The sequence below is a fragment of the Clostridium tertium genome, assembly GCF_017873245.1.
Taxonomy (GTDB): Bacteria; Bacillota; Clostridia; order Clostridiales; family Clostridiaceae; genus Clostridium; species Clostridium tertium.
This window is the reverse complement of sequence record NZ_JAGGJY010000002.1, coordinates 298,058-320,336: the sequence shown is the minus strand read 5'-3', so window position 1 is coordinate 320,336 and position 22,279 is coordinate 298,058. Positions and strand designations below refer to the sequence as shown.

At 28.9% G+C, this 22,279-nt stretch carries 17 protein-coding genes and 1 other annotated feature; all 17 genes read left to right on the top strand.

Annotation, left to right across the window (positions count from 1 at the left end):
* Positions 1 to 170 precede the first annotated feature (170 nt).
* The 17 genes from J2Z25_RS04415 to J2Z25_RS04335 all read left to right on the top strand — a co-directional run bounded on the left by J2Z25_RS04415 (position 171) and on the right by J2Z25_RS04335 (position 22,279).
* Positions 171 to 2,495: a family 43 glycosylhydrolase gene (locus J2Z25_RS04415; RefSeq protein ID WP_209738660.1), complete on the top strand. Its 2,325-nt coding sequence runs from the start codon at positions 171 to 173 to the stop codon at positions 2,493 to 2,495.
* Positions 2,496 to 2,579: 84 nt separating this feature from the next.
* Positions 2,580 to 4,064, top strand: coding sequence for a glycoside hydrolase family 43 protein (locus J2Z25_RS04410; RefSeq protein ID WP_209738658.1), 1,485 nt, complete (start codon positions 2,580 to 2,582; stop codon positions 4,062 to 4,064).
* 284 nt (positions 4,065 to 4,348) lie between these two features.
* Entirely contained in the window at positions 4,349 to 5,875 is a 1,527-nt protein-coding gene (gpmI, locus tag J2Z25_RS04405; protein ID WP_008680190.1) for a 2,3-bisphosphoglycerate-independent phosphoglycerate mutase, read from the top strand.
* 142 nt (positions 5,876 to 6,017) lie between these two features.
* Entirely contained in the window at positions 6,018 to 6,884 is an 867-nt protein-coding gene (locus tag J2Z25_RS04400) for a DegV family protein (RefSeq protein WP_209738656.1), read from the top strand.
* Positions 6,885 to 7,199: 315 nt separating this feature from the next.
* Positions 7,200 to 7,412 (top strand) — a binding site (T-box leader).
* A 143-nt stretch (positions 7,413 to 7,555) separates the two neighbouring features.
* A complete protein-coding gene (locus J2Z25_RS04395) occupies positions 7,556 to 8,221 on the top strand; it encodes an amino acid ABC transporter permease (RefSeq protein WP_209738654.1) in 666 nt (221 codons plus the stop codon).
* The gene (locus tag J2Z25_RS04390; RefSeq protein ID WP_209738653.1) at positions 8,202 to 8,876 is read left to right on the top strand and encodes an amino acid ABC transporter permease; all 675 of its coding nucleotides are present in this window, start codon (positions 8,202 to 8,204) and stop codon (positions 8,874 to 8,876) included. The genes J2Z25_RS04395 and J2Z25_RS04390 overlap by 20 nt, the downstream gene beginning before the upstream one ends.
* A 10-nt stretch (positions 8,877 to 8,886) precedes the next feature.
* Entirely contained in the window at positions 8,887 to 9,633 is a 747-nt protein-coding gene (locus J2Z25_RS04385) for an amino acid ABC transporter ATP-binding protein (RefSeq protein ID WP_280915642.1), read from the top strand.
* Positions 9,634 to 9,655: 22 nt separating this feature from the next.
* The gene (locus tag J2Z25_RS04380; protein ID WP_209738651.1) at positions 9,656 to 10,483 is read left to right on the top strand and encodes a cysteine ABC transporter substrate-binding protein; all 828 of its coding nucleotides are present in this window, start codon (positions 9,656 to 9,658) and stop codon (positions 10,481 to 10,483) included.
* A gap of 408 nt (positions 10,484 to 10,891) precedes the next feature.
* On the top strand, positions 10,892 to 11,482 hold the full coding sequence (locus J2Z25_RS04375; RefSeq protein WP_008680169.1) for a hypothetical protein: 591 nt from the start codon (positions 10,892 to 10,894) through the stop codon (positions 11,480 to 11,482).
* Positions 11,483 to 12,001: 519 nt separating this feature from the next.
* Complete coding sequence (eno, locus tag J2Z25_RS04370) at positions 12,002 to 13,297, top strand: phosphopyruvate hydratase (RefSeq protein ID WP_008680168.1); 1,296 nt, start codon at positions 12,002 to 12,004, stop codon at positions 13,295 to 13,297.
* Positions 13,298 to 13,465: 168 nt separating this feature from the next.
* Complete coding sequence (secG, locus tag J2Z25_RS04365; protein WP_008680166.1) at positions 13,466 to 13,696, top strand: preprotein translocase subunit SecG; 231 nt, start codon at positions 13,466 to 13,468, stop codon at positions 13,694 to 13,696.
* 77 nt (positions 13,697 to 13,773) lie between these two features.
* Complete coding sequence (locus tag J2Z25_RS04360) at positions 13,774 to 14,151, top strand: PH domain-containing protein (protein WP_099346779.1); 378 nt, start codon at positions 13,774 to 13,776, stop codon at positions 14,149 to 14,151.
* A 691-nt stretch (positions 14,152 to 14,842) separates the two neighbouring features.
* Positions 14,843 to 17,077, top strand: coding sequence for a ribonuclease R (gene rnr, locus J2Z25_RS04355; protein WP_209738648.1), 2,235 nt, complete (start codon positions 14,843 to 14,845; stop codon positions 17,075 to 17,077).
* Between the two features lie 81 nt (positions 17,078 to 17,158).
* Positions 17,159 to 17,629, top strand: coding sequence for an SsrA-binding protein SmpB (gene smpB, locus J2Z25_RS04350; protein ID WP_008680161.1), 471 nt, complete (start codon positions 17,159 to 17,161; stop codon positions 17,627 to 17,629).
* 151 nt (positions 17,630 to 17,780) lie between these two features.
* A complete protein-coding gene (locus J2Z25_RS04345) occupies positions 17,781 to 19,682 on the top strand; it encodes a sigma-54-dependent Fis family transcriptional regulator (RefSeq protein WP_209738646.1) in 1,902 nt (633 codons plus the stop codon).
* Positions 19,683 to 19,902: 220 nt separating this feature from the next.
* On the top strand, positions 19,903 to 21,069 hold the full coding sequence (locus tag J2Z25_RS04340; protein ID WP_209738644.1) for an iron-containing alcohol dehydrogenase: 1,167 nt from the start codon (positions 19,903 to 19,905) through the stop codon (positions 21,067 to 21,069).
* 322 nt (positions 21,070 to 21,391) lie between these two features.
* On the top strand, positions 21,392 to 22,279 hold the full coding sequence (locus J2Z25_RS04335) for a sulfide/dihydroorotate dehydrogenase-like FAD/NAD-binding protein (protein WP_209738642.1): 888 nt from the start codon (positions 21,392 to 21,394) through the stop codon (positions 22,277 to 22,279).

Sequence of the window (22,279 nt, the reverse complement as noted above, 5' to 3'; positions counted from 1 at the left end):
TAAAAGAACTTATATTAATATGATTAATAACTAATGTGTTTTTATTAAGGGAATATTAAGCTTAGTATTAGTTCCTGATAATAATAAGCATTAATGTTGTTTATTATTATTAAAAAGATAGATTAAAAAAAGTAATGCTTTAAATGGAGGGTATTATGAGGAGGTTAACTGTGAGTTTGTTGATTACAACGGTGCTAATGACAGGATGTACATCAAAATATGTGGGTAATGAGAACAATATTAATGTTGAAAATGAATATTTAAATAGTTTTACTTTAGAGGATGAATGGGAAGATGGCTATGGAATAGGAGATCCATATATCTTAAGGTATGATGGAAGATATTATTTATATGTATCAACTCATGATTATAAGATAGGGGTAAAATGTTGGAGTTCAGATAATTTAGTGGATTGGAAGTATGAGGGACTAGTTACAGAGGAAAAGAAAACACTAGGAGCATATGCACCAGAAGTAATATATTGGGATGGATATTTTTATATGTATACATCTCCAGCTGGTAAAGGACATTATGTACTACAAAGTGATTCACCTACAGGACCATTTAAATTAATATCAGATAATATTGGTATGAGCATAGATGGTAGTGTCTTTATAGATGATAATGCAAAGTGGTATTTTTATTATGCATCACCTAAAGGTATAATGGCTGCTCCTATGAAATCTCCAACTGAAGTAGAAGAAACAAAGGTCGTTGATAATACATTTATGAACTGGTGGACAGAGGGGCCTAGTGTTATAAAAAGAGATGACATATACTATATGACTTATACAGGAAATCATGTTAAAAGTACTGGATATAGAGTGAATTACTCTACATCAGTAGAATCTCCTATTACTGGATATAAAGAAGGGATTAATAATCCTATATTAATTAATACTTCAGAAGACTTTAATGCATTAGGACACAGCTCGAGTGTTTTAGGGCCGGATTTAGATTCTTACTATATCACATATCATAATTTAGTGGGAGAAAAGGGGTTTCCACTAAGAAAGTTAAATATAGATAGATTAGTTTTTAATGGTGAAAAAATGTCTGTTTTGGGACCTACGAATTTTAATCAACCAAGCCCTAATATGCCGCAGTTTTACACATGGGTAAATAATGATACAGATAATAAAATGAAAGATATAGAAGAAGGAGAAGAAAAATTTACTGTTTCAAATGATGAAACAAGTGAAGTATTTACTGCTGAATTTTCTTTTTCAAATGTAAGAGATAGTAATGTCTGTATAGTTACATCATATAAAGATAGTAAAAATTACGGAGAAATTAATATAGATATCGAGGCTAATAAAGTGTCTATGAAATCAATAGAAAATGGTAATGAATCACTGATTAGTGAAAATACGTTACCATATAAATTTGATTTTAGTAAGATGCATACTATAAGGATAAAAAATAATCCAAATAAGACAGAAGTACTTTTAGATAATATAAAAGTATTAACTACAGATAATGGATTTAAAGCAGGTTCAATTGGATATAAATACGCAAAGGATCAAGCAGATTATTCGTTTTTAGCATTTACGAATGAGTCATTTGGAACAAGTGATAGTAAGACTATTAAGGCTATTCCAGGTAGAATAGATGCAATACATTACAGTGGAAGTGATTATGAAATACCTACAATAGAATATAAAGATAGTATTTCAGCAATTACATTAAATGAAAAAGGCAAATCAGTATTGTATAACATAAATATAAAAGAAGATTACAACTATGGAGTAGATGCAATAATAAAGAGTGCTGATACAAAGGGAAAAGTAGATATATTAGTTGATGGGAAAAAAGCTTTAACATGTACTATAGATGGAAATGAAAATAGTAATGAGTGGTTTAAAAAATATTTAGGAGAAATGAAGCTAAAGAAAGGTTATCATCAAATAGAGTTAAAGTTAAGAGAAGGTGCATTAAATATTGAAAGTCTAGACATTTATAAAGTAAACGCAAAGGTAAAGTATGAAAATAATTTATCTAAGGTACCAAGTGATGCAGAATGGAATTTGATAGCAGGATGGACAAGCTTGAATGATGCAACTGAAAATTTAGGGGATGAAATAAATAGAGCATTTTATGGAAACGATGAATTTAAGATACAGTCATTATCTGTTGATTTTGCTTTAGGAAATGTAATAAATGATGTTGGAATTTACTTTAATGCAACAAATGAGTCTGTATATAAAGAGCAAGTGACTGATTCGATGCTTGGATATTATCTACAAGTTCAAGAAGAAAAACTGACATTGTATAAATTAAATTATGGAAGAGAAGAATTGATAAGCACAGAAGTTAAAATAAATCAAAAAGAGTTCAATAACTTTAAAATAGAGATTAAAGAAAATACAATACTTGTTAAGCTTAATGATGAGGAAGTATTATCTTATGATGATTTGAATTTATATACTCATGGAAAAATTGGCTTTAGAGCAGATGGTTCAAAGATTTATATTAAAAATTTAGAAATTAAATAACGTAATACTGTTTGTATATATTAAATCTCAGAGAAGTAATATTAATATAATTTAACAAATCGAATAATTGTTGTGGAGGCAAAAATGAAGAAATATAAAAAAATATTAGTAGGCTGTATTCTTGTAGGAGTAGTTGGAACTTTAATTAGTTGTGAGGGGAAAGGAGATAGTTTTATTCAAGTTACCTCAGATAACTATGATCAAAGTAAGTTTTATACTAATCCACAAAATATAGAGTTAATAGCAGATCCTTTTATATTAAGAACTGAGGATGGAAAGTATTATGCATATGGAACAAGTGATAAAATTCAAGCGTCTGGATATCTAGCTTGGGAATCAGATGATTTAATTACTTGGAAAGAAGTTGGAGTTGCCTATATGGCTAAAAGGGGAAGCTGGTCCAATAGAGATTACTGGGCTCCTGAGGTATATTATAAAAATGGCAAGTACTATATGTATTACACTGCAAGAGATAGAGAAACAAAAAATCTTGGATTAGGGGTTGCTGCTAGCGATAATCCATATGGACCTTTTGAAGATATAACAAACAGACCTATAATAGGTGAAGAATTTGCAGTTATTGATGCAAATATACTTATGGAAGATGGTAAAATGTATCTTTATTATGTTAAAGATTGCTCTACAAATCAGATAAATGGGAAAAATACTAGTCAAATATATGGGGTAGAGTTAAGTGATGATATGGTAACTTTCAAAGGAGAACCAGTATTGTTAACTACTCCAGAACAAGAATGGGAAGATGTCCAAGGGGAATGGGTATGGAATGAAGGTCCAACAATCTTGAAGGAAAATGATAGATATTATTTAATGTATTCAGCTCATCCATACTGGGATAAATTATATTCTATAGGTTATGCTGTTTCTGATAATCCTTTAGGACCATTTGAAAAATATGAAAATAATCCAGTTTTAACAAGTGAAATAGAGTGGACACATGTTTCGGGTTCAGGTCATAATTCTGTTACAAAATCAAAAGATGGTAAGGAAATATATTCAGTGTATCATACACATATGAATCCAGAAGATGGAGGAAGTAGAAGGACGATAAATATAGATAAACTTGGATTTAGAGAAGATGGAACAATGTATATAAATGGTCCAAGTGTAACACCTCAACCTTTACCATCAGGAACTGGCAGTAGCGATAATCTTAATGATTTAATAGAATCTATAGAAGTAGAAGGTGAATCAGAAAAAGATGAAAAATTATTATATGATGGAGAAATAGTTTATCATAATAATTTTGAAGATTATGAATGGAGTGGTAAGGGGAAAAATAAATTGACTATAAAATTAAAAGAGGAAATAAAAGCTACAGATATACTTATGTATGGGAATGTAGAAGAAGGTAAAAGACCAGAGATAAAGAAAATAAAAGTTTCAAGAAATAAAACATTTAAAGGAATTGATTCTAGTTTGGCAAAATTACCAGGAGAAGCTACTATAATTTCTTTTGATGAAGTTAATACCAAAGAAATAGTTATAGAATTTAGTAATAAAGAAGAATTTGCTATTTCTGAACTTATAATAATGGGGAAAAAAATGTAACTTATCTAAATATCATTAATTTAAATACAAGTTTTATCAAAAAATAAATAATTTTAAATTTATATTAGAGTATTAAATGGTTTTGGAGAAACGAAAAATTTAAATTTTTAGAAAATATTCTAAAATATGTTTTATAGAGTTAAAATAATTTTCTGCAAAGGTTTACCTAATCAGTGCTTTTATTGTTTAAGGTCACTAATTATAGTATAATATATATATAAATTAAGAAAGATAATATTAGAATATTGTCAAATATAGATTTTAATAAAAATTTGGAGGGAATTATGGCGAAGAAACCTGTAATGTTAATGATATTAGATGGCTTTGGAATAGCTCCAAAGTCAGATGGAAATGCTGTTGAAGCAGCTAATAAACCAAACTTTAGTGGATTAATGGAAAAATATCCACACACTCAATTACAAGCTAGTGGATTATATGTTGGATTACCAGATGGACAAATGGGTAACTCAGAAGTTGGTCATTTAAATATAGGTGCAGGAAGAATTATATACCAAGAATTAACTAGAATAACTAAAGAAATTAGTGAAGGTGGATTCTTCAAAAATGATGCATTAACTCTTGCTGTTAATAATGCTAAAGAAAATAATGCAGCACTTCACTTAATGGGATTATTATCAGATGGTGGAGTTCACTCACATATAGATCACTTAAAAGGCTTATTAAAGCTAGCTAAAGAAGCTGGATTACAAAATGTATATGTTCACTGCTTCATGGATGGAAGAGACGTTCCACCATCATCAGGAAAAGATTTTATAATAGAACTAGAAAACTACATGAAAGAAATTGGTGTAGGTAAGATAGCTACTGTTGCAGGAAGATACTATGCAATGGATAGAGATAACAGATGGGAAAGAGTTGAACTTGCTTACAATGCAATGGTACTTGGAAAAGGTGAAATTGCAGCTTCAGCAGTAGAAGCAATAGAAAAATCATACCACGATAATAAAACAGATGAGTTCGTATTACCGGCTGTTGTAGATTCAAATGGAATGATTAAAAATGGAGATTCAGTAATATTCTTTAACTTTAGACCAGATAGAGCTAGAGAAATAACTAGGGCAATAAATGATAAAGATTTTGCAGGATTTAAGAGAGAAACTTTAAACTTAACATTTGTTACAATGACTCAATATGATAAGACTTTAGAAGGAGTACATGTTGCATACAGACCAGAAAGTATTACTAATACTTTAGGAGAATATGTATCAAACAATGGATTAAATCAATTGAGAATTGCAGAAACAGAAAAATATGCTCACGTTACATTCTTCTTTAATGGTGGAGTTGAAAAGGAAAATCCAGGTGAAGATAGAGCTCTTATAGCATCACCTAAGGTTGCTACTTATGACTTAAAGCCAGAAATGAGTGCTTATGAAGTAACAGAAGAATTAATTAATAGAATTAATGAAGATAAGTATGATATGATTATTCTAAACTATGCTAACCCAGATATGGTTGGACATACAGGAGTAATGGAAGCAGCTGTAAAAGCTATCGAAGTTGTAGATGAATGCTTAGGAAAGGTTGCAAATAAGATTCTAGAAAAAGACGGAACTTTATTTATAACTGCTGACCACGGTAATGCAGAAACTATGATAGATTTCTCAACAGGAAATCCATTTACAGCACATACTACAGATCCAGTTCCATTCATTTGGGTTTCAAACAGAACTGAAGGAAGAACATTAAAAGAAGGTAAGCTAGCAGATATAGCTCCTACTATGTTAAATGAAATGGGTCTTTCAAAACCAGAAGAAATGACTGGAGAATGTTTAATAGTAAATAAATAATATTTTAAAAGAAGGATAGACTTTAAGTTTATTCTTCTTATATATATATATATATTTTGATAATCAAAGGATTTGACAATGAAAAGTTTTGAATGTATAATATCAATTACTAAAACGAAAGTAATTGTAGGAGTTGAATATTATGAAAGTTAGACTTATAACTGATTCAGCATGTGATTTATCTTTAGAATATATAAAAGAAAATAATATAGAAGTAGTACCACTTATGGTCAATATAAATGGAGAATTTATACCTGATGACTTAGGACAAACTTTGAAACATGAAGATTTTTATAAAATGATAAAAGAGGGCGCAATGCCATCTACTACTCAAGTAAATGTTGGAACTTTTTTAGAAATATTTAAAAAGTATGTAGAGCAAGGAGAAGCAATAATTTATATAGGGTTATCTTCGGCATTAAGTGGAACTTATAATAGTGCATATACAGCTAGAGAAATGGTATTAGAAGAATATTCGAATGCAAATATAAAAGTTATTGATTCATTAAGTGTATCTGTTGGAGAAGGATCTTTAGTTTATAAAGCAAATGAAATGATAAAAAATAATATAGATATTAATGAAGTTGTAGAATATTTAGAATCAATTAAAAAGAATGTTATTCATGCAATAACAGTAGATGATTTAAATCACTTAAAAAGAGGGGGACGTATTTCAGGTACAGTAGCAGCAGTGGGAGGATTACTTGGGATAAAACCAACTTTAAAAATAGATAATGATGGAAAGGTTATTCCAGGAGATAAAATAAAGGGAAGAAAAAAAGCTTTAAAATATTTAGTTCAACAATTAAAAGAAAAAGTAATAAATCCAGAGAATCAAGTAATATTTATATGTCATGCAGATTGTTTAGAAGATGCTGAAGATATAAAAAGAATGATACTTGAGGAAGTTAAAGTTAAAGATGTTATTATTAACTCTATAGGTGCAGTAATAGGAACTCATGGTGGACCTGGAACTTTAGGAGTAGTATTTATAGGAAATCAAAGATAAAAGATTAATCAATTTGTTTTTAACCCTATAAAAATAATGAATTTTAAATAAAGAGTTGCCTTTTGGCAGCTTTTTTATTTTTTGTAGAAATTATAGAAAAGTTTATTATTTAGATAAGCTTTTATAAATTTTATTTTATATAATTGAACTATTTAATTGTATAAGCATACATTAAAATAAAAATGTTAGAAATAAAAAAATATAGAAATAAAAAAGATGGGAATAAAATGGTATAAATAAAATAGTAGAGATAAAAAATACATATTGACAAATAAACCCAAAAGAGTATAATTAAATTAAACATATCGGAATAGTAGGAAAACTGAGATGAAGAAAGTAGTATATTAATAGTGCTTACAGAGAGAAGGAGTTGCTGAGATCCTTTGGCAAAGTAATATATGAAGTGCACTTCGGAGTTTAAAGTATGAAATATTAGTAGTACTTTAACGGGTCGCCGTTTATAGCGAAGTTTAAGGTGGAACTATGTTCAATTAGAGTGGAACCGCGGAGTATGACTTCGTCTCTTATAAAGTATAAGAGAGGGAGTTTTTTTATTTATATAAATTCTCTTAAGAATATTATATTTAAATCTAATATAAAATTTGATGGATCTAAGAGAATTTAGTATTTTGAAAACTTTTATAAAGGCTTTAAGATTTAGGAGGGATTTTATGGAGCTAGATTTCAATTTTATTATTAGGAGTTTACCAGATTTTTTTCAAGCAACAGCTATCACTATAAAATTAGCAATTATATCGATTATCTTATCTATTTTAATTGGAGTAATAATAGAAGTGGCCAGATATTTTAATATAAAATGGGTAAATGTAATATCTAAAGGATATATAGAATTTTCAAGGAATACACCACTTTTAATACAAGTATTTTTTCTCTATTATGGCTTAACTAAGCTTGGAGTAAAGTTAAGTGGATTTGCTTGCGGCGTTATAGGTCTATCATTTTTAGGTGGGGCCTATATGGCAGAATCCTTTAGAGGAGGAATAGATGCAGTTGCTAAATCACAAATAGAAAGCGGACAAGCTTTAGGATTAAGTAAAACACAAATTTTAAGATATATAGTGATGCCAATGAGCTTTTCTATATCAATTCCATCTATAGTAGCAAATTGTATATTCTTAGTAAAGGAAACATCTATAATAGGATCAATAGCAGTTGCAGAGCTTATGTTTGTTACTAAAGATGTTATAGGAATGTACTATAAAACAAATGAAGCATTAATCTTAGTTGTAGTATTTTACCTTATGATATTACTTCCCATTTCAATAATCAGTAGGATTTTAGAGAGGAGGTTAAGGCATGGAGAATTTGAGCAATAATATAATTTTTAATGTGGACAATATGAAAAGGCTTATTGAGGGGTTACTAGTAACTTTAAATGTGGCTATTATATCTGTTGTTTTATCAACTATATTAGGAGTTATATTTGGAATAATTATGACAAGTAAAAGAAAGGTTGTAAAAGTAATATCAACTATATATTTAGAAAGTATAAGAATAATTCCATTAATGGTGTGGTTATTTTTGTTTTACTTTGGAGTACCTACACTTTTAAATATTCATTTAGAATCTACAATAGTTGGATATATTGTTTTTACTTTATGGGGAACAGCAGAAATTGGAGATTTAGTAAGAGGAGCAATTACTTCAATTCCTAAAATATATTATGAATCAGCCATGGCATTATCTTTAAATAAGATAAAAACTTATAGATATATTATTATTCCAATTAGTATAAGAAGAGTTATGCCAGGTATTATAAATTTAAGTACTAGAATGATTAAAACAACTACATTAATGACTTTAATAGGTGCAGTTGATTTAGTTAAAGTTGGACAGCAAATTATAGAAAGAACAGTATTAACAGAGCCACTAGCATCATTTTGGATTTATGGTGTGTTGCTTATAATATATTTTTTGATTTGTTTTCCAATTTCGTTGGGAGCAAAGGCTTTAGAGAAAAAACTAAATTAGGGGGGATTTTATGAGTGAAGAAATATTGCTTAAAGTGAAAAATATAAAGAAAAGTTATGGGGAGATAGAAGCATTAAAGGGAATAGACTTAGAAGTGAAAAAAGGCGAAGTAGTAGTAATTTTGGGTCCTTCAGGTTGTGGTAAAAGTACATTTTTGAGGTGTTTAAATGGCTTAGAAGATGTAACTGAAGGAGAAATAGTCTTAAACAATTATGGGATTTTAGGTAAAGAGGTAGAATTTGAAAAGGTAAGAGGAACAATAGGAATGGTTTTTCAAAGCTATGAATTATTTCCCCATATGAATGTTATAAATAATATTTTGCTTGGACCGACTAAGGCCCAAAATAGAAATAAAGAAGAGGCTGAAAAACAAGCAGATGAACTTTTAAAAAGAGTTGGATTATTTAATAGAAAATATGCTTATCCAAGAGAACTTTCAGGAGGTCAAAAGCAAAGAATAGCAATAGTTAGGGCTTTGTGTATGAATCCAGAAATAATGCTTTTTGATGAAGTTACAGCAGCGTTAGATCCAGAAATGGTTAGAGAAGTTCTAATGGTATTATTAGAGCTTGCTCAAAATGGTATGACTATGGTCGTAGTTACTCATGAATTAGAATTTGCAAAACATGTAGCAGATAAGATTGTATTTATGGAAGAAGGTAAAATAGTAGAAGTATCTTCTCCAAAAGAGTTTTTTGAAAATCCAAAAACTGAAAGAGCAAAAAGCTTTTTATCATCATTTGATTTTTATAAATAATAAAAAGGAAGGGGTAAATAAAATGAAAAAACTTTTATCATTAATTTTAACATTAGTAATAGCATTGGGGGCATTAGTTGGATGTGGAAGTAAGGCAGAAGAAAGTAAGTCATCAATAGATGTAATTAAAAAAGCTGGTAAGATAAGAATCGGAGTGTTTAGCGATAAGCCACCATTTGGATTTGTAGATGAAAAAGGAGCAAACCAAGGATATGATGTCTATTTAGCAAAGAGATTAGCAAAGGATTTATTAGGGGATGAAAATAAAGTTGAATTTGTATTAGTTGAAGCTGCAAATAGAGTAGAATATTTACAATCAAACAAAGTTGATATAATATTAGCTAACTTTACAGTTACACCGGAAAGAAAAGAAAAAGTAGATTTTGCAACTCCATATATGAAGGTTTCATTAGGCGTGGTTTCACCAGATGGAGCACCAATAAAATCAGTAGATGATTTAAAAGGCAAAAAGTTACTTGTAAATAAGGGAACAACAGCAGAAAGTTATTTTACAAAAAACTATCCTGATATTGAACTAGTTAAGTTTGAACAAAACACTGAAACATTTGCTGCATTAAAAGATGGAAGAGGAGCTGCATTAGCTCATGATAATACTTTATTATTTGCTTGGGCAAGAGAAAATGAAGGGTATGACACGTATATTTCAAGTCTAGGTGAAGAAGATGCAATAGCACCAGCTGTTAAAAAAGGAGATACAGAGTTATTAGAATGGCTTAATAAAGAAGTAGATACCCTTATTAAAGAAGGATTCTTTAAAGAAGCTTATGATGCAACACTTGCACCTGTTTATGGAGATACTGTAAAACCAGAAACAGTAATATTTAATTAATGAAAGAGCAAAGAATGAAAAAGTGAAAAAATTAAGGAAATAATTCTCCTACGTAGAGTTATGAAGAATTATTAAAAGTAATTTGCACTAATTGAATTTTAGTTCATGAAACACTAATTGAATAATTAGTAAGGTGCAGAGTTATAAAATTGATCTTAGTATAAAAACCCATCTACTAAAAAGTGTCTTAAGTAGATGGGTTTATTAATATATGGAAGAACTACTGTGTAAAAGTCTTGGTTAAAATTGCTATGCTAAAAGAGACTAATAATATAGGTCTAGAAGTTATTCCTTTAATCTTTCTCTTTTAATTAATAAGCCATTTGTTAATAAATAAAAAAGAAACTTGTTATAATATTTAAGTTTAAATAATAAGATGTAATAATAATATTTTTATGGGAGAGTTATATGGCTAGGACTTATTCTTATTCAGCAGACTTTGATGCTGAAACTGAAGAGCTTTTTAAGGAAGCCGTTTTTCTTGGTGAGGGTCATAATGGTATTGTTTATGAGTTACCTGATAATAAAGCAGTAAAGATATTTCAAGAATCGAAATGTTGCAAAGAAGAAGGGGAGATACTTAAAAAAGTAAGTAGATCTAAGTATTTTCCAAAGGTATATAATATGGGGAAGTTTTATATAGTAAGGGATAAAGTTGAAGGACATAGGTTAGACCATTATATCAAGAAAAAAGGTTTTAATTATGAAATTGCAGAAAATCTATATTATTTAATAGAAGAATTTAAAAGGCTTAAATTCACTAAATTAGATGCTAGATGTAGAGATATTTACATAACAAGGGATAATAAGGTTATGGTTATAGATCCAAAGCAATGCTACAAAAGGAAGGTAAACTATCCAAGGCATCTAATGAAGGGACTTGATAAAGTTGGAGTTTTAGAAAGCTTTTTAGAGGATATTAGATTGGTTGATAAAAAGGTTGCAAGAGAATGGGAAAAGAAATATAAGCAATACTTACAAAATGATGAAGTAGAGTAAAAAGAGCCTAGAAAGGCTCTTTTTGTTTTATAAAATAATTATATATCGATATATATAAATTAAATCAATTATGGAAAACTCCTTTTGATAATCAATTAGTTTCGATAACCTAATTAAAAATCAAAAGGAGAAATTTAAATGGATAAATATAGTTTATCATATAATAATAAAAATTGTTAAGAAATAAACTTAAAATTTAAATTATTTTAATATTTAAATAGGAAATATTTAAGAATAAGGATGGTAATAGTGAGATTTAGAATAGTAAAATATTAAAAGTACAAAAATAATTATTTTTAAATGATTACACAAATAAATAAATATTGAAAATTATGGGCAAAGTGGTATAATAATAATGAAAATGTGATAATGATTATTATTTGCTAGAAAATGTTATTTCTTTCATAAAACCCTAGATACGTGTCGATTTATGAATAAATTATTATTCATAAGAAATAATATAAAGGTATAGTTATAGGTGAAGAAATTAAACATTTCAAATATAAGGAGGAAAAAGTAATGAAAAATTATTGTGAAATAGTAGACGTTGTAGCAAGACAAATTCTTGACTCAAGATGTTTCCCTACAGTAGAAGTTGAAGTATACTTAGAAGATGGTACTGTAGGAAGAGCAGCAGTTCCATCAGGAGCATCAACTGGTATGTATGAAGCAGTTGAATTAAGAGATGGAGATAAAGATAACTACCTAGGAAAAGGTGTTTTAAAGGCTGTTCAAAACGTAAATGATACAATTGCTGAAGAATTAATTGGATGCAACGTATATGATCAACCATATATAGATAAAATGCTTATTGAATTAGATGGAACTCCAAACAAAGCAAAATTAGGTGCTAACGCTATATTAGGTGTTTCTCTTGCTGTTGCTAATGCAGCTGCAAAATCATTAGATTTACCATTATACCAATATGTAGGTGGAGTAAATGCAAAAGTTTTACCAGTACCTATGATGAACATAATCAATGGTGGATCACATGCTGATAACTCAGTTGATTTACAAGAATTCATGGTTATGCCAGTTGGAGCTAAGACATTTAGCGATGCATTAAAGATGTGTGCTGAAGTTTACCATACATTAAAGAAAACTTTACATGATAAGGGATATTCAACAGCTATCGGTGATGAAGGTGGATTTGCTCCAGACCTTAAGTCAAATGAAGAAGCTATTGAAGTTATTATAGAAGCTATAACTAAAGCTGGTTACAAAGCTGGAGAAGACATGTTTATAGCTATAGATGCTGCTTCATCAGAATATTACAAAGATGGAAAGTATGTATTAGAACATGAAGGAAAAACTTTAACTGCAGCTGAAATGGTTGACTTTTTAGAAGATTGGGTTAACAAATATCCAATTATCTCAATCGAAGATGGTATGGCTGAAGAAGATTGGGAAGGTTGGAAGCTAATAACTGAAAGATTAGGTAAGAAAGTTCAATTAGTTGGTGATGATTTATTTGTTACTAATACTGAAAGATTAGAAAGAGGAATCGACATGGGAGTTGGTAACTCAATCCTAATCAAGTTAAACCAAATCGGTACTTTAACTGAAACTTTAAATGCTATCGAAATGGCTAACAGAGCTGGTTATACAGCAGTTATTTCTCACAGATCTGGTGAAACAGAAGATACTACAATTGCTGATTTAGTTGTAGCTGTTAACGCTGGTCAAATCAAGACTGGTGCTCCAGCAAGATCTGAAAGAGTTGCTAAGTACAACCAATTAATAAGAATTGAAGAAGAATTAGACGATGTAGCTGAATACAGAGGAAGAAAAGCATTCTTCAACATTAAGAAATAATTTATTTAATATATAAGGATAAGATTATAAAATCTTATCCTTATTTTTATTCAAGATTTTTATGTAAGAGTATGATTTTATAACTATTTACTTGTAATGTAGCATTTAATATGTTAATATAAATTTATGTAAATATGACCGTTTTGAGTAACCATGGGAGGTATAAAAATGAAAGATGTTTTATTAATATTAGAAGTGATCTTAGGGTTAGCAATTATAATATCAGTATTATTACAACCAAGTAAAACAGATGCATTAAGTGGACTTATTCAAGGAAGCAAAAATGAAACTTTCTTTTCAAAAAATAAAGCTAGAACAAAGGAAGCTATGCTATTAAAAGTAACAATTGTAACAATGACTTTATTTGCTGTGAATACAGTAGTATTAAATTTAATATAATGTTATAACAAGAGCTGCTTTTCATAATAGGTGGCTCTTTATATTTATTTAGTATTTAAAATAAAAGGAGTGTTTTTATGGGTATATTTAATGGATTAATGGGAAATGCTTCAGAAGTTAATCTAGAAGCTTTAAAAAAAGAATATGGAAAAATATTAGCATCAACTGAAACTATAGAAAAAGCTTATAAGTTAGTAAGAGATATGTTTATCTTTACAAATAAGAGACTTATTTTAGTTGATAAGCAAGGAATGACAGGAAAGAAGACTGAATATCATTCAATTCCATACAAATCAATAACTCATTTTAGCATTGAAACTGCTGGACATTTTGACTTGGATGCGGAATTAAAGATATGGATTTCAGGAACAGCTTTGCCAATAGAAAAGCAATTTAATAGTAGCTTGGATATTTATGAACTACAAACTGTACTTGCAGAATACTGCCTTAGATAAATGGGAAAAGTGAAAGAGTGAAAGAATTAAGTAAATAATTCATCTTCTTTGAATTATGCAAAGGTATTTGTTTGTAGATAAATCTCCAAAGGCAGGGGAGATTAATGTATAACAGATAAGTGTAGGGATAATTTAGCACTCTGAATTATAGGGAAAAGTGAAATAGTATAGGAAATAATTCGCCTTTGCTGAGTTATGGAGAAGGGATTGTTTGTAGGATAAATCTACAATAATCAGAGTATTAAGAGATAATTTATAGTTGATAATTGATGTGGACAATTGACAATGATGGTTGTTGAATGTCCATTTTTTTGATTTAATATATTTTGGTAATTAAATTATTTAGAGGAAAATTAGTGAAGTAATTAGGAAAGTACTTTGAAATTGTGTAATATGAAGAGAAGATGGATAAACTAGAGAATAGTGAAGTGTGAGAATAAACTTTAAGGAGTTTAGCTTAAGAGGAAAGAGTTATGAAATAAACTCAAAAAGATTTTAATAAATAATAAAAACTTAAGAGTTTAAAAAATAATTTAGACGAGTTGAATTATAGGAAAAATGAAGGAATTAATTATTTATGTTCTGTAGTTTTATAAATTATATAGATTTAAGAATTTACATATAATAATTATATAAGCTACTAAGAGAACAAGATTAAAATAGATTTAAATTATATGGAGGAAACGTATATATGGGAATTAAACAAACGTTATTAAGTTTTATGAGAGAGGAAGCATATAGACCAATGGATATCCAAGAGTTGGTTGCAGTATTTGATATAAATCCTGATGAGTATAAATCTTTTAAAAAAGTTTTAAAATCAATGGAAAGAGAAGGCCTAATTGTTAGAACCAAAAAGGATAAGTTTGGTGTGCCTGAAAGACTTGGGTTAATAACTGGTAAGTTACAAGTGCATCAAAAAGGATTTGGATTTTTACTTCCTGAAACAGAAGGAGAAAAGGATGTCTTTATTCCAAGTTCATCTATGAATGGAGCTATGAATGGAGATAAGGTTTTAGTTCAAATAACAAGAGAAGATTTAAATGGTAAAAAGAGAGAAGGAGAAGTAAGAGAAGTTTTAGAAAGATCTAATAATAAGATCATAGGAGTCTATGAAGATAGTAGAAACTTCGGCTTTGTAGTTCCAGAAGATACAAGATTAAATCAAGATATCTTTATTTCTAAAAAAGATAGAAATGGAGCTAAAGATGGAGATGTAGTAATTTGTGAAATAGTTAAATGGGCAGATAAAAGAAGAAGTCCAGAAGGAATAGTTAAGGAAGTATTAGGTAGAAAGGGAGATAAGGGGTTAGATATTCTTACAATAATTAAGAAGTATGGATTACCAGAAGAGTTCCCAGAAAAAGTTTTAAGTTATGCAGAAAATATTGAAGAAGAAATAGATTCTAAAGAATATGCAAGAAGAAAAGATCTTAGAAATTTAAGAATGGTAACAATAGATGGTGAAGATGCAAAAGATTTAGATGATGCTGTTTCAATAGAAATACTTGATAATTGTAAGTTTAGATTAGGAGTTCATATTGCAGACGTATCTCATTATGTAAGAGAAAAGAATCCTCTAGATAAAGAAGCTTTAAAAAGAGCTACTTCAGTATATCTAATAGATAGAGTAATTCCAATGCTGCCTAAGAAGTTATCTAATGGTATTTGTTCGTTAAATCCTAAGGTAGATAGATTAGCGTTAAGTTGTTTTATGGTTATTGATAAGAATGGAAAAGTGATTCAACATGAAATTGAAGAATCAGTTATTAAGACTAGTGAAAGAATGACTTATACAGATGTAACAAAAATTCTAGAAAATAATGATGAAGAACTTATAAAAAGATACGATTACTTAGTAGATGACTTTAAAGCTATGGAAGAGCTATGTAATATTCTTCGTGAAAAGAGAATAAAAAGAGGAGCTATAGACTTTAATTTTGAAGAATCTAAGATAATATTAAATGATTTAGGAAAACCAATAGATATTAAGCCTTATGACAGAGCTATTGCAAATAGAATAATAGAAGAATTTATGCTTGTATGTAATGAAACAATAGCTGAGCATATGTTCTGGACTAATCTTCCATTTGTTTATAGAATTCACGAAGAGCCAGATGAAGAAAAGTTAGAAAAATTTAAAGAGTTTGTATATAACTTAGGTTATATTGTGAGATGGGGTCAAGAAGCTCATCCAAGAGCTCTTCAAGATATATTAGAAAAAGTAAAGGGGAAAAAGGAAGAAACAGTAGTAAGTACTCTTTTATTACGTTCAATGATGCAAGCTAAATACTCACCAGAATGCGTAGGACACTTTGGCCTTGCAGCTAAGTATTACTGTCACTTTACATCACCAATAAGAAGATATCCTGATTTGCAAATTCATAGAATTATAAAGGAACAATTAAATGGAAAGATAGATGAAAAAAGAGCGGGAAGATTAACTAATATAGTTGAAATAGCATCAAAACAATCATCAGAAATGGAAAGATTAGCTCAAGAAGCTGAAAGAGAAGTTGATGATTTAAAGAAAGCAGAATATATGCAAGAAAGAATTGGAGAAGAATTTACAGCAATTATATCTTCAGTTACATCTTTTGGTTTATTTGCAGAATTACCAAATACAATAGAAGGATTAATTCATATAACAGCTCTAGATGATGATTACTATATTTATGATGAAGCTCATTTATGTTTAATTGGAGAAAGAACTAAAAAAGTATATAGATTAGGTGATGAAATCAAAGTTAAATGTACTAGAGTTGATATAGATAACAGAGAAGTTTATTTTGATTTAATTGAGGAAGAACAATCTAAAGAAGAAATAGTACCTAGTGAAAAGCTTAGTGAAAAAATTCAAGAAGCAAAAGATGAAATGAAAAGCGAACTAGTCCATGAAGATGATAATGAAGATTTCATTTCCTAATTATTTCATTAAAAATAAATTGCTTCGCAATTTATAAATATTTTGTTATACTAAAAGAAAAATAAAATGAGTGGTGAGAGTATGGTAAGGAAGAAAAATAGTAATACATTAGCTGAAAATAGAAAAGCTAGGCACGATTATTTTGTAGAAGAAACCATAGAAGCTGGAATAGCTTTAGTTGGAACTGAAGTGAAATCGATAAGAGCAGGAAAATGTAATTTAAAAGAATCTTATGCAGATGTAGAAAATGGTGAAATCACGATAAAAGGTATGCATATAAGTCCTTATGAGCAAGGAAATATATTTAACGTTGATCCATTAAGAGAAAGAAAGCTTTTACTTCATAAAGAGCAAATATCAAGATTTGCAGGACTTGTTTCACAACAAGGATTTACTTTAGTACCATTATCATTATATTTAAAAGATGGTAAGGTAAAGGTTGCACTTGGATTGTGTAGAGGTAAAAAGAATTATGATAAGAGAGATTCTATGTTAGAAAAAGCTCATAAGAGAGATATAGAAAGACAATTGAAAAATTCTACAAGATATTAATAAAAATCAGTTTTAATAAGACTATAATCTTATTTTTAGAAAAACTTAAGATTATAGTCTTATTATTTTGTAGAAAATTTATCAATCTAATAGTAAACTTATATTATATGGAATAAAAATTAAAGAAAAAAGGGTCAAGAGGTATAGTGCTATGTATAATAAAAGTTTGTTAATCGAAAATTCGCATAAAAGAAGTGAAAATTACGGAGTTGAAAAAAGTAGTGATCATTCAAAAACCATGGTAAAAGGAGAAGAACTAAAAAAAGTACTAGAGATAAATAAAGAATTAATAGAAATATCTAAGCCATATATAGATATGGTAGTTGAATCTGTAGAGGATAATGACTTTATCATAATTTTAACAGACAATAATGGATGCATACTTTACATAAAGGGCGCTAATGCTATTAAAGATGAACTAGAAAAATTAAATTTAAAAGTTGGTGCTTATATGGATGAGAAAAATATAGGTACAAATGCAATGGGGACAGCTATAACGGAAAATAGATGTATTCAAATAACTGCAAATGAGCATTATGCTACTATATTTCAAAGTTTAACTTGTTCTGCAGCTCCTATCCATAATAGTAAGGGAGAAATAATAGGAACTTTAAATTTAACAGGAAAAAGTAATATGAAGCATCCACACACCTTAGGATTAGTTATTTTTGGAGTTACAGCAATAGAAAATGAGCTTTATAGAATAAAAACTAATTATATTTTAAATCAAACCTATAATTATATGAAAACTGTTATAGAAAATGTTGATAAAGGAATAATGATTATTGATATACATGGAAAAATTATAAATATAAATGAATTAGGATTAAATATTTTAGATAAAAGAAATCAAAACTTAATTAATGAATATATAAGTCATATAATTCCAAATTTTCAAAATATAGTAGATGGAATATCGAAAAATAATGAAACTATAACAAAAGAAATAAAATTAAGTCATGCAAGCAAATATAAAACTGAAATTACTCTTAAAGGAATTAAATGTAACGAAAAAATAATAGGGATTGTAGCAACATTAACAGAATTAAAAGAAAAGAAAAAAGAAAATAATTTTACAGGAGCATTTTTTACTTTTAATGATATTATAGGAGAAAGTGATGCTATAAAAAATGTTATAATAAATTGTAAGATTATAGCTAACAGCCCTTCAACAGTATTAATTCAAGGAGAAAGTGGGACAGGTAAAGAAGTACTAGCGCAATCTATTCATAATTATAGTATAAGAAAAAATAATAAATTTATTGCTATAAATTGTGGAGCCATACCTGCTAATATAATTGAAAGCGAGCTTTTCGGATATGAAGATGGAACTTTCACTGGAGGAAAAAAAGGTGGGAAAATAGGAAAAATAGAACTTGCTAATGGTGGAACTTTATTTTTAGATGAAATAGGTGAAATGCCACTTGATATGCAAGTAAAGCTACTTAGAGTATTACAAGAGGGGAGAGTAACTAGACTTGGAGGCAGCAGAGAAATTCCTGTAGATATGAGAGTAATAGCAGCTACAAATAAAAATCTAAAGAAGGAAGTTAAAAAAGGAACTTTCAGAGAAGATTTATATTATAGACTATGTGTTATTCCAATAAAACTACCACCTCTTAGAGAAAGAAAAGGCGATATAAGAAAGTTTATTGAATATTTCTTTAGCATGAAATCAATAAAATTAGAAAAGGAAATTCCTGAAATAACTAAAGACTTATTTAATAGATTGCAAGGATATAATTGGCCAGGGAATATTAGACAATTAGAAAACTGTATAGAAAATATAGTGAATTTAAATGGTGAGCTATCAGATGATATATTAGAAGAATCAGAAGAAAAAATAAATGAAATATTAGATATAGATAGCAAAAATATAAGTTTAGATGAAGTAAAAAAAGAAGAGTGTTTTAATTTAGAGGAAATTGAGAAAGTAACTATAAGAAATGCTATAGAATATAATAAATATAATATGACAAAGACTGCAAGAGCATTGGGGATAAGTAGGAATACTTTATATCTTAAGGTAAAAAAATATAAGATAGAAATATAATGTCGTGTAATAAATTAAGACAATGTCCTAAAATATAACAGTGAAAAATAAATAAACTGTTATATTTTAGGACATTTTCGATTGGAGTATTTTAGCATTTTGAAAGAAAGGTTAATATTTTAACGATATTGTTAAAATAAAAACATTTGGCATGACTCTTGCTTATTATATTTATGTAAAAAAGTAAAAAATAAATTATATAAATTTAGGAGGTTTTATTATGGCTCGTTTTACATTACCAAGAGATTTATATCATGGAGAAGGATCATTAGAGGCATTAAAGACATTAAAAGGAAAGAAAGCATTTGTTGTAGTTGGTGGAGGCTCAATGAAGCGCTTTGGATTCTTAGATAAAGTTGAAACATACTTAAAAGAAGCTGGAATGGAAGTTGAACTTTTTGAAGGAGTTGAACCAGATCCATCAGTAGAAACTGTTATGAGTGGAGCAGAAGCAATGAGAAAATTCGAGCCGGATTGGATTGTTGCAATGGGGGGAGGATCACCAATAGATGCTGCAAAAGCAATGTGGATTTTCTATGAATACCCAGACTTTACATTTGAACAAGCAGTTATTCCATTTGGATTACCTGAACTTAGACAAAAGGCTAAATTTGTAGCAATCCCATCAACAAGTGGTACAGCTACAGAAGTAACAGCATTTTCTGTTATAACAGATTACAAGGCAAAAATTAAATATCCTCTAGCAGACTTTAACATAACTCCAGATATTGCCATAGTAGATCCAGATTTAGCGCAAACTATGCCAGCTAAACTTGTGGCACATACTGGAATGGATGCATTAACTCATGCTATAGAAGCTTACACTGCATCATTAAGATCAAATTTCTCAGATCCATTAGCTATGAAAGCTATTGAAATGGTTAAAGAAAACTTAGTTGCTTCATACAATGGAGACAAGCAAGCTAGAAACTTAATGCATGAAGCTCAATGCTTAGCAGGAATGGCATTTTCTAATGCACTACTTGGAATAGTTCACTCAATGGCTCATAAGACAGGAGCAGTATTCCATATTCCTCATGGATGTGCAAATGCAATTTTCTTACCATATGTAATTCAATATAATAGAACTAAATGTGAAGATAGATATGCAGATATAGCAAGAGCATTAAAATTAAAAGGTGAAACTGATGCAGAATTAACAGATTCATTAATAGAAATGATTAATGATCTAAATACAGAGTTAAACATTCCACATACAGTTAAAGAATACGGAGTAACAGAAGAAGACTTTAAAGCTAATCTAGAATTTATTTCTCATAATGCAGTTTTAGATGCATGTACTGGATCTAATCCAAGAGAAATTGATGATGCAACAATGGAAAAATTATTTGAATGCACATATTATGGAACTAAAGTTAATTTCTAAAATACTTTAAGTTTTATAAGTTAATAGATTGAATTTTTTAAGGTTATCTTAAACTGAAATAATTTTCTTTTTGAGGTAACCTTAATTTGAAAAGGTAGAGACATATAATCTGGATAAAAATGCGGTAATCTAGATAAAAATATGGTAATAATAAAGGCATGCAATTAATATAAATAAAATAGTTGATATAAATAAAATGATTGAAATGAATCAAAGTACAGTATTTAGTAATACAGAATAATATTTACATTAAGTAATTGTGTGAATATTTAAAAAATGATAAGATAAGATTGATATGAAAATAAGCCAGGGGGGAACAATCATGTATAAGATAGTGAATAAAAGAGAACTTACTGATAATATATATCTTATGGATATAGAAGCACCAAGAGTTGCTAAGTCTGCTAAGCCAGGACAATTTATAATTATTAAAAATAATGAAAAAGGGGAAAGAATTCCTCTAACAATAGCTGATTATGATAAAGTTAAAGGAACTGTTACTATAGTATTCCAAGCTGTAGGAAGAGGAACAAAAGAATTAGCTAATTTTGAAGAAGGAGATTATGTAAGTGATTTTGTTGGGCCTTTAGGACAACCAAGTGAGTTTATACATGAAGACCTAGAAGAGCTTAAAAAGAAGAATATAATATTTATAGCAGGTGGTGTGGGGGCAGCACCGGTATATCCTCAAGTTAAATTGATGCATGAAAATGGTATTGCTTGTGATGTAATAGTAGGAAGTAGAACTAAGGACTTATTAATATTAGAAGATGAAATGAAAGAAGTTGCAGGCAATTTATATATAGCAACAGATGATGGAACATATGGATTTAATGGTAGAGTAACAGATTGTTTAAAGCACTTAGTTGAAGAAAAGGGAAATAAATATGATCATGCAGTGGTAATTGGACCTATGATAATGATGAAATTTATGGCAATGCTAACTAAGGAATTAAATATACCAACAACAGTAAGCTTAAATCCAATAATGGTAGATGGAACTGGAATGTGTGGAGCATGTAGAGTTACTGTAGGTGGAAAAGTAAAATTTGCATGTGTTGATGGACCAGAATTTGATGGTCACTTAGTTGATTTTGATGAATCAATGAGAAGACAAGCAATGTATAAGAGCGAAGAAGGAAGAGCTCAACTAAAAATCGAGGAAGGGGACACTCATAATCACGGCGGTTGTGGATGCAAGGTGGAATAG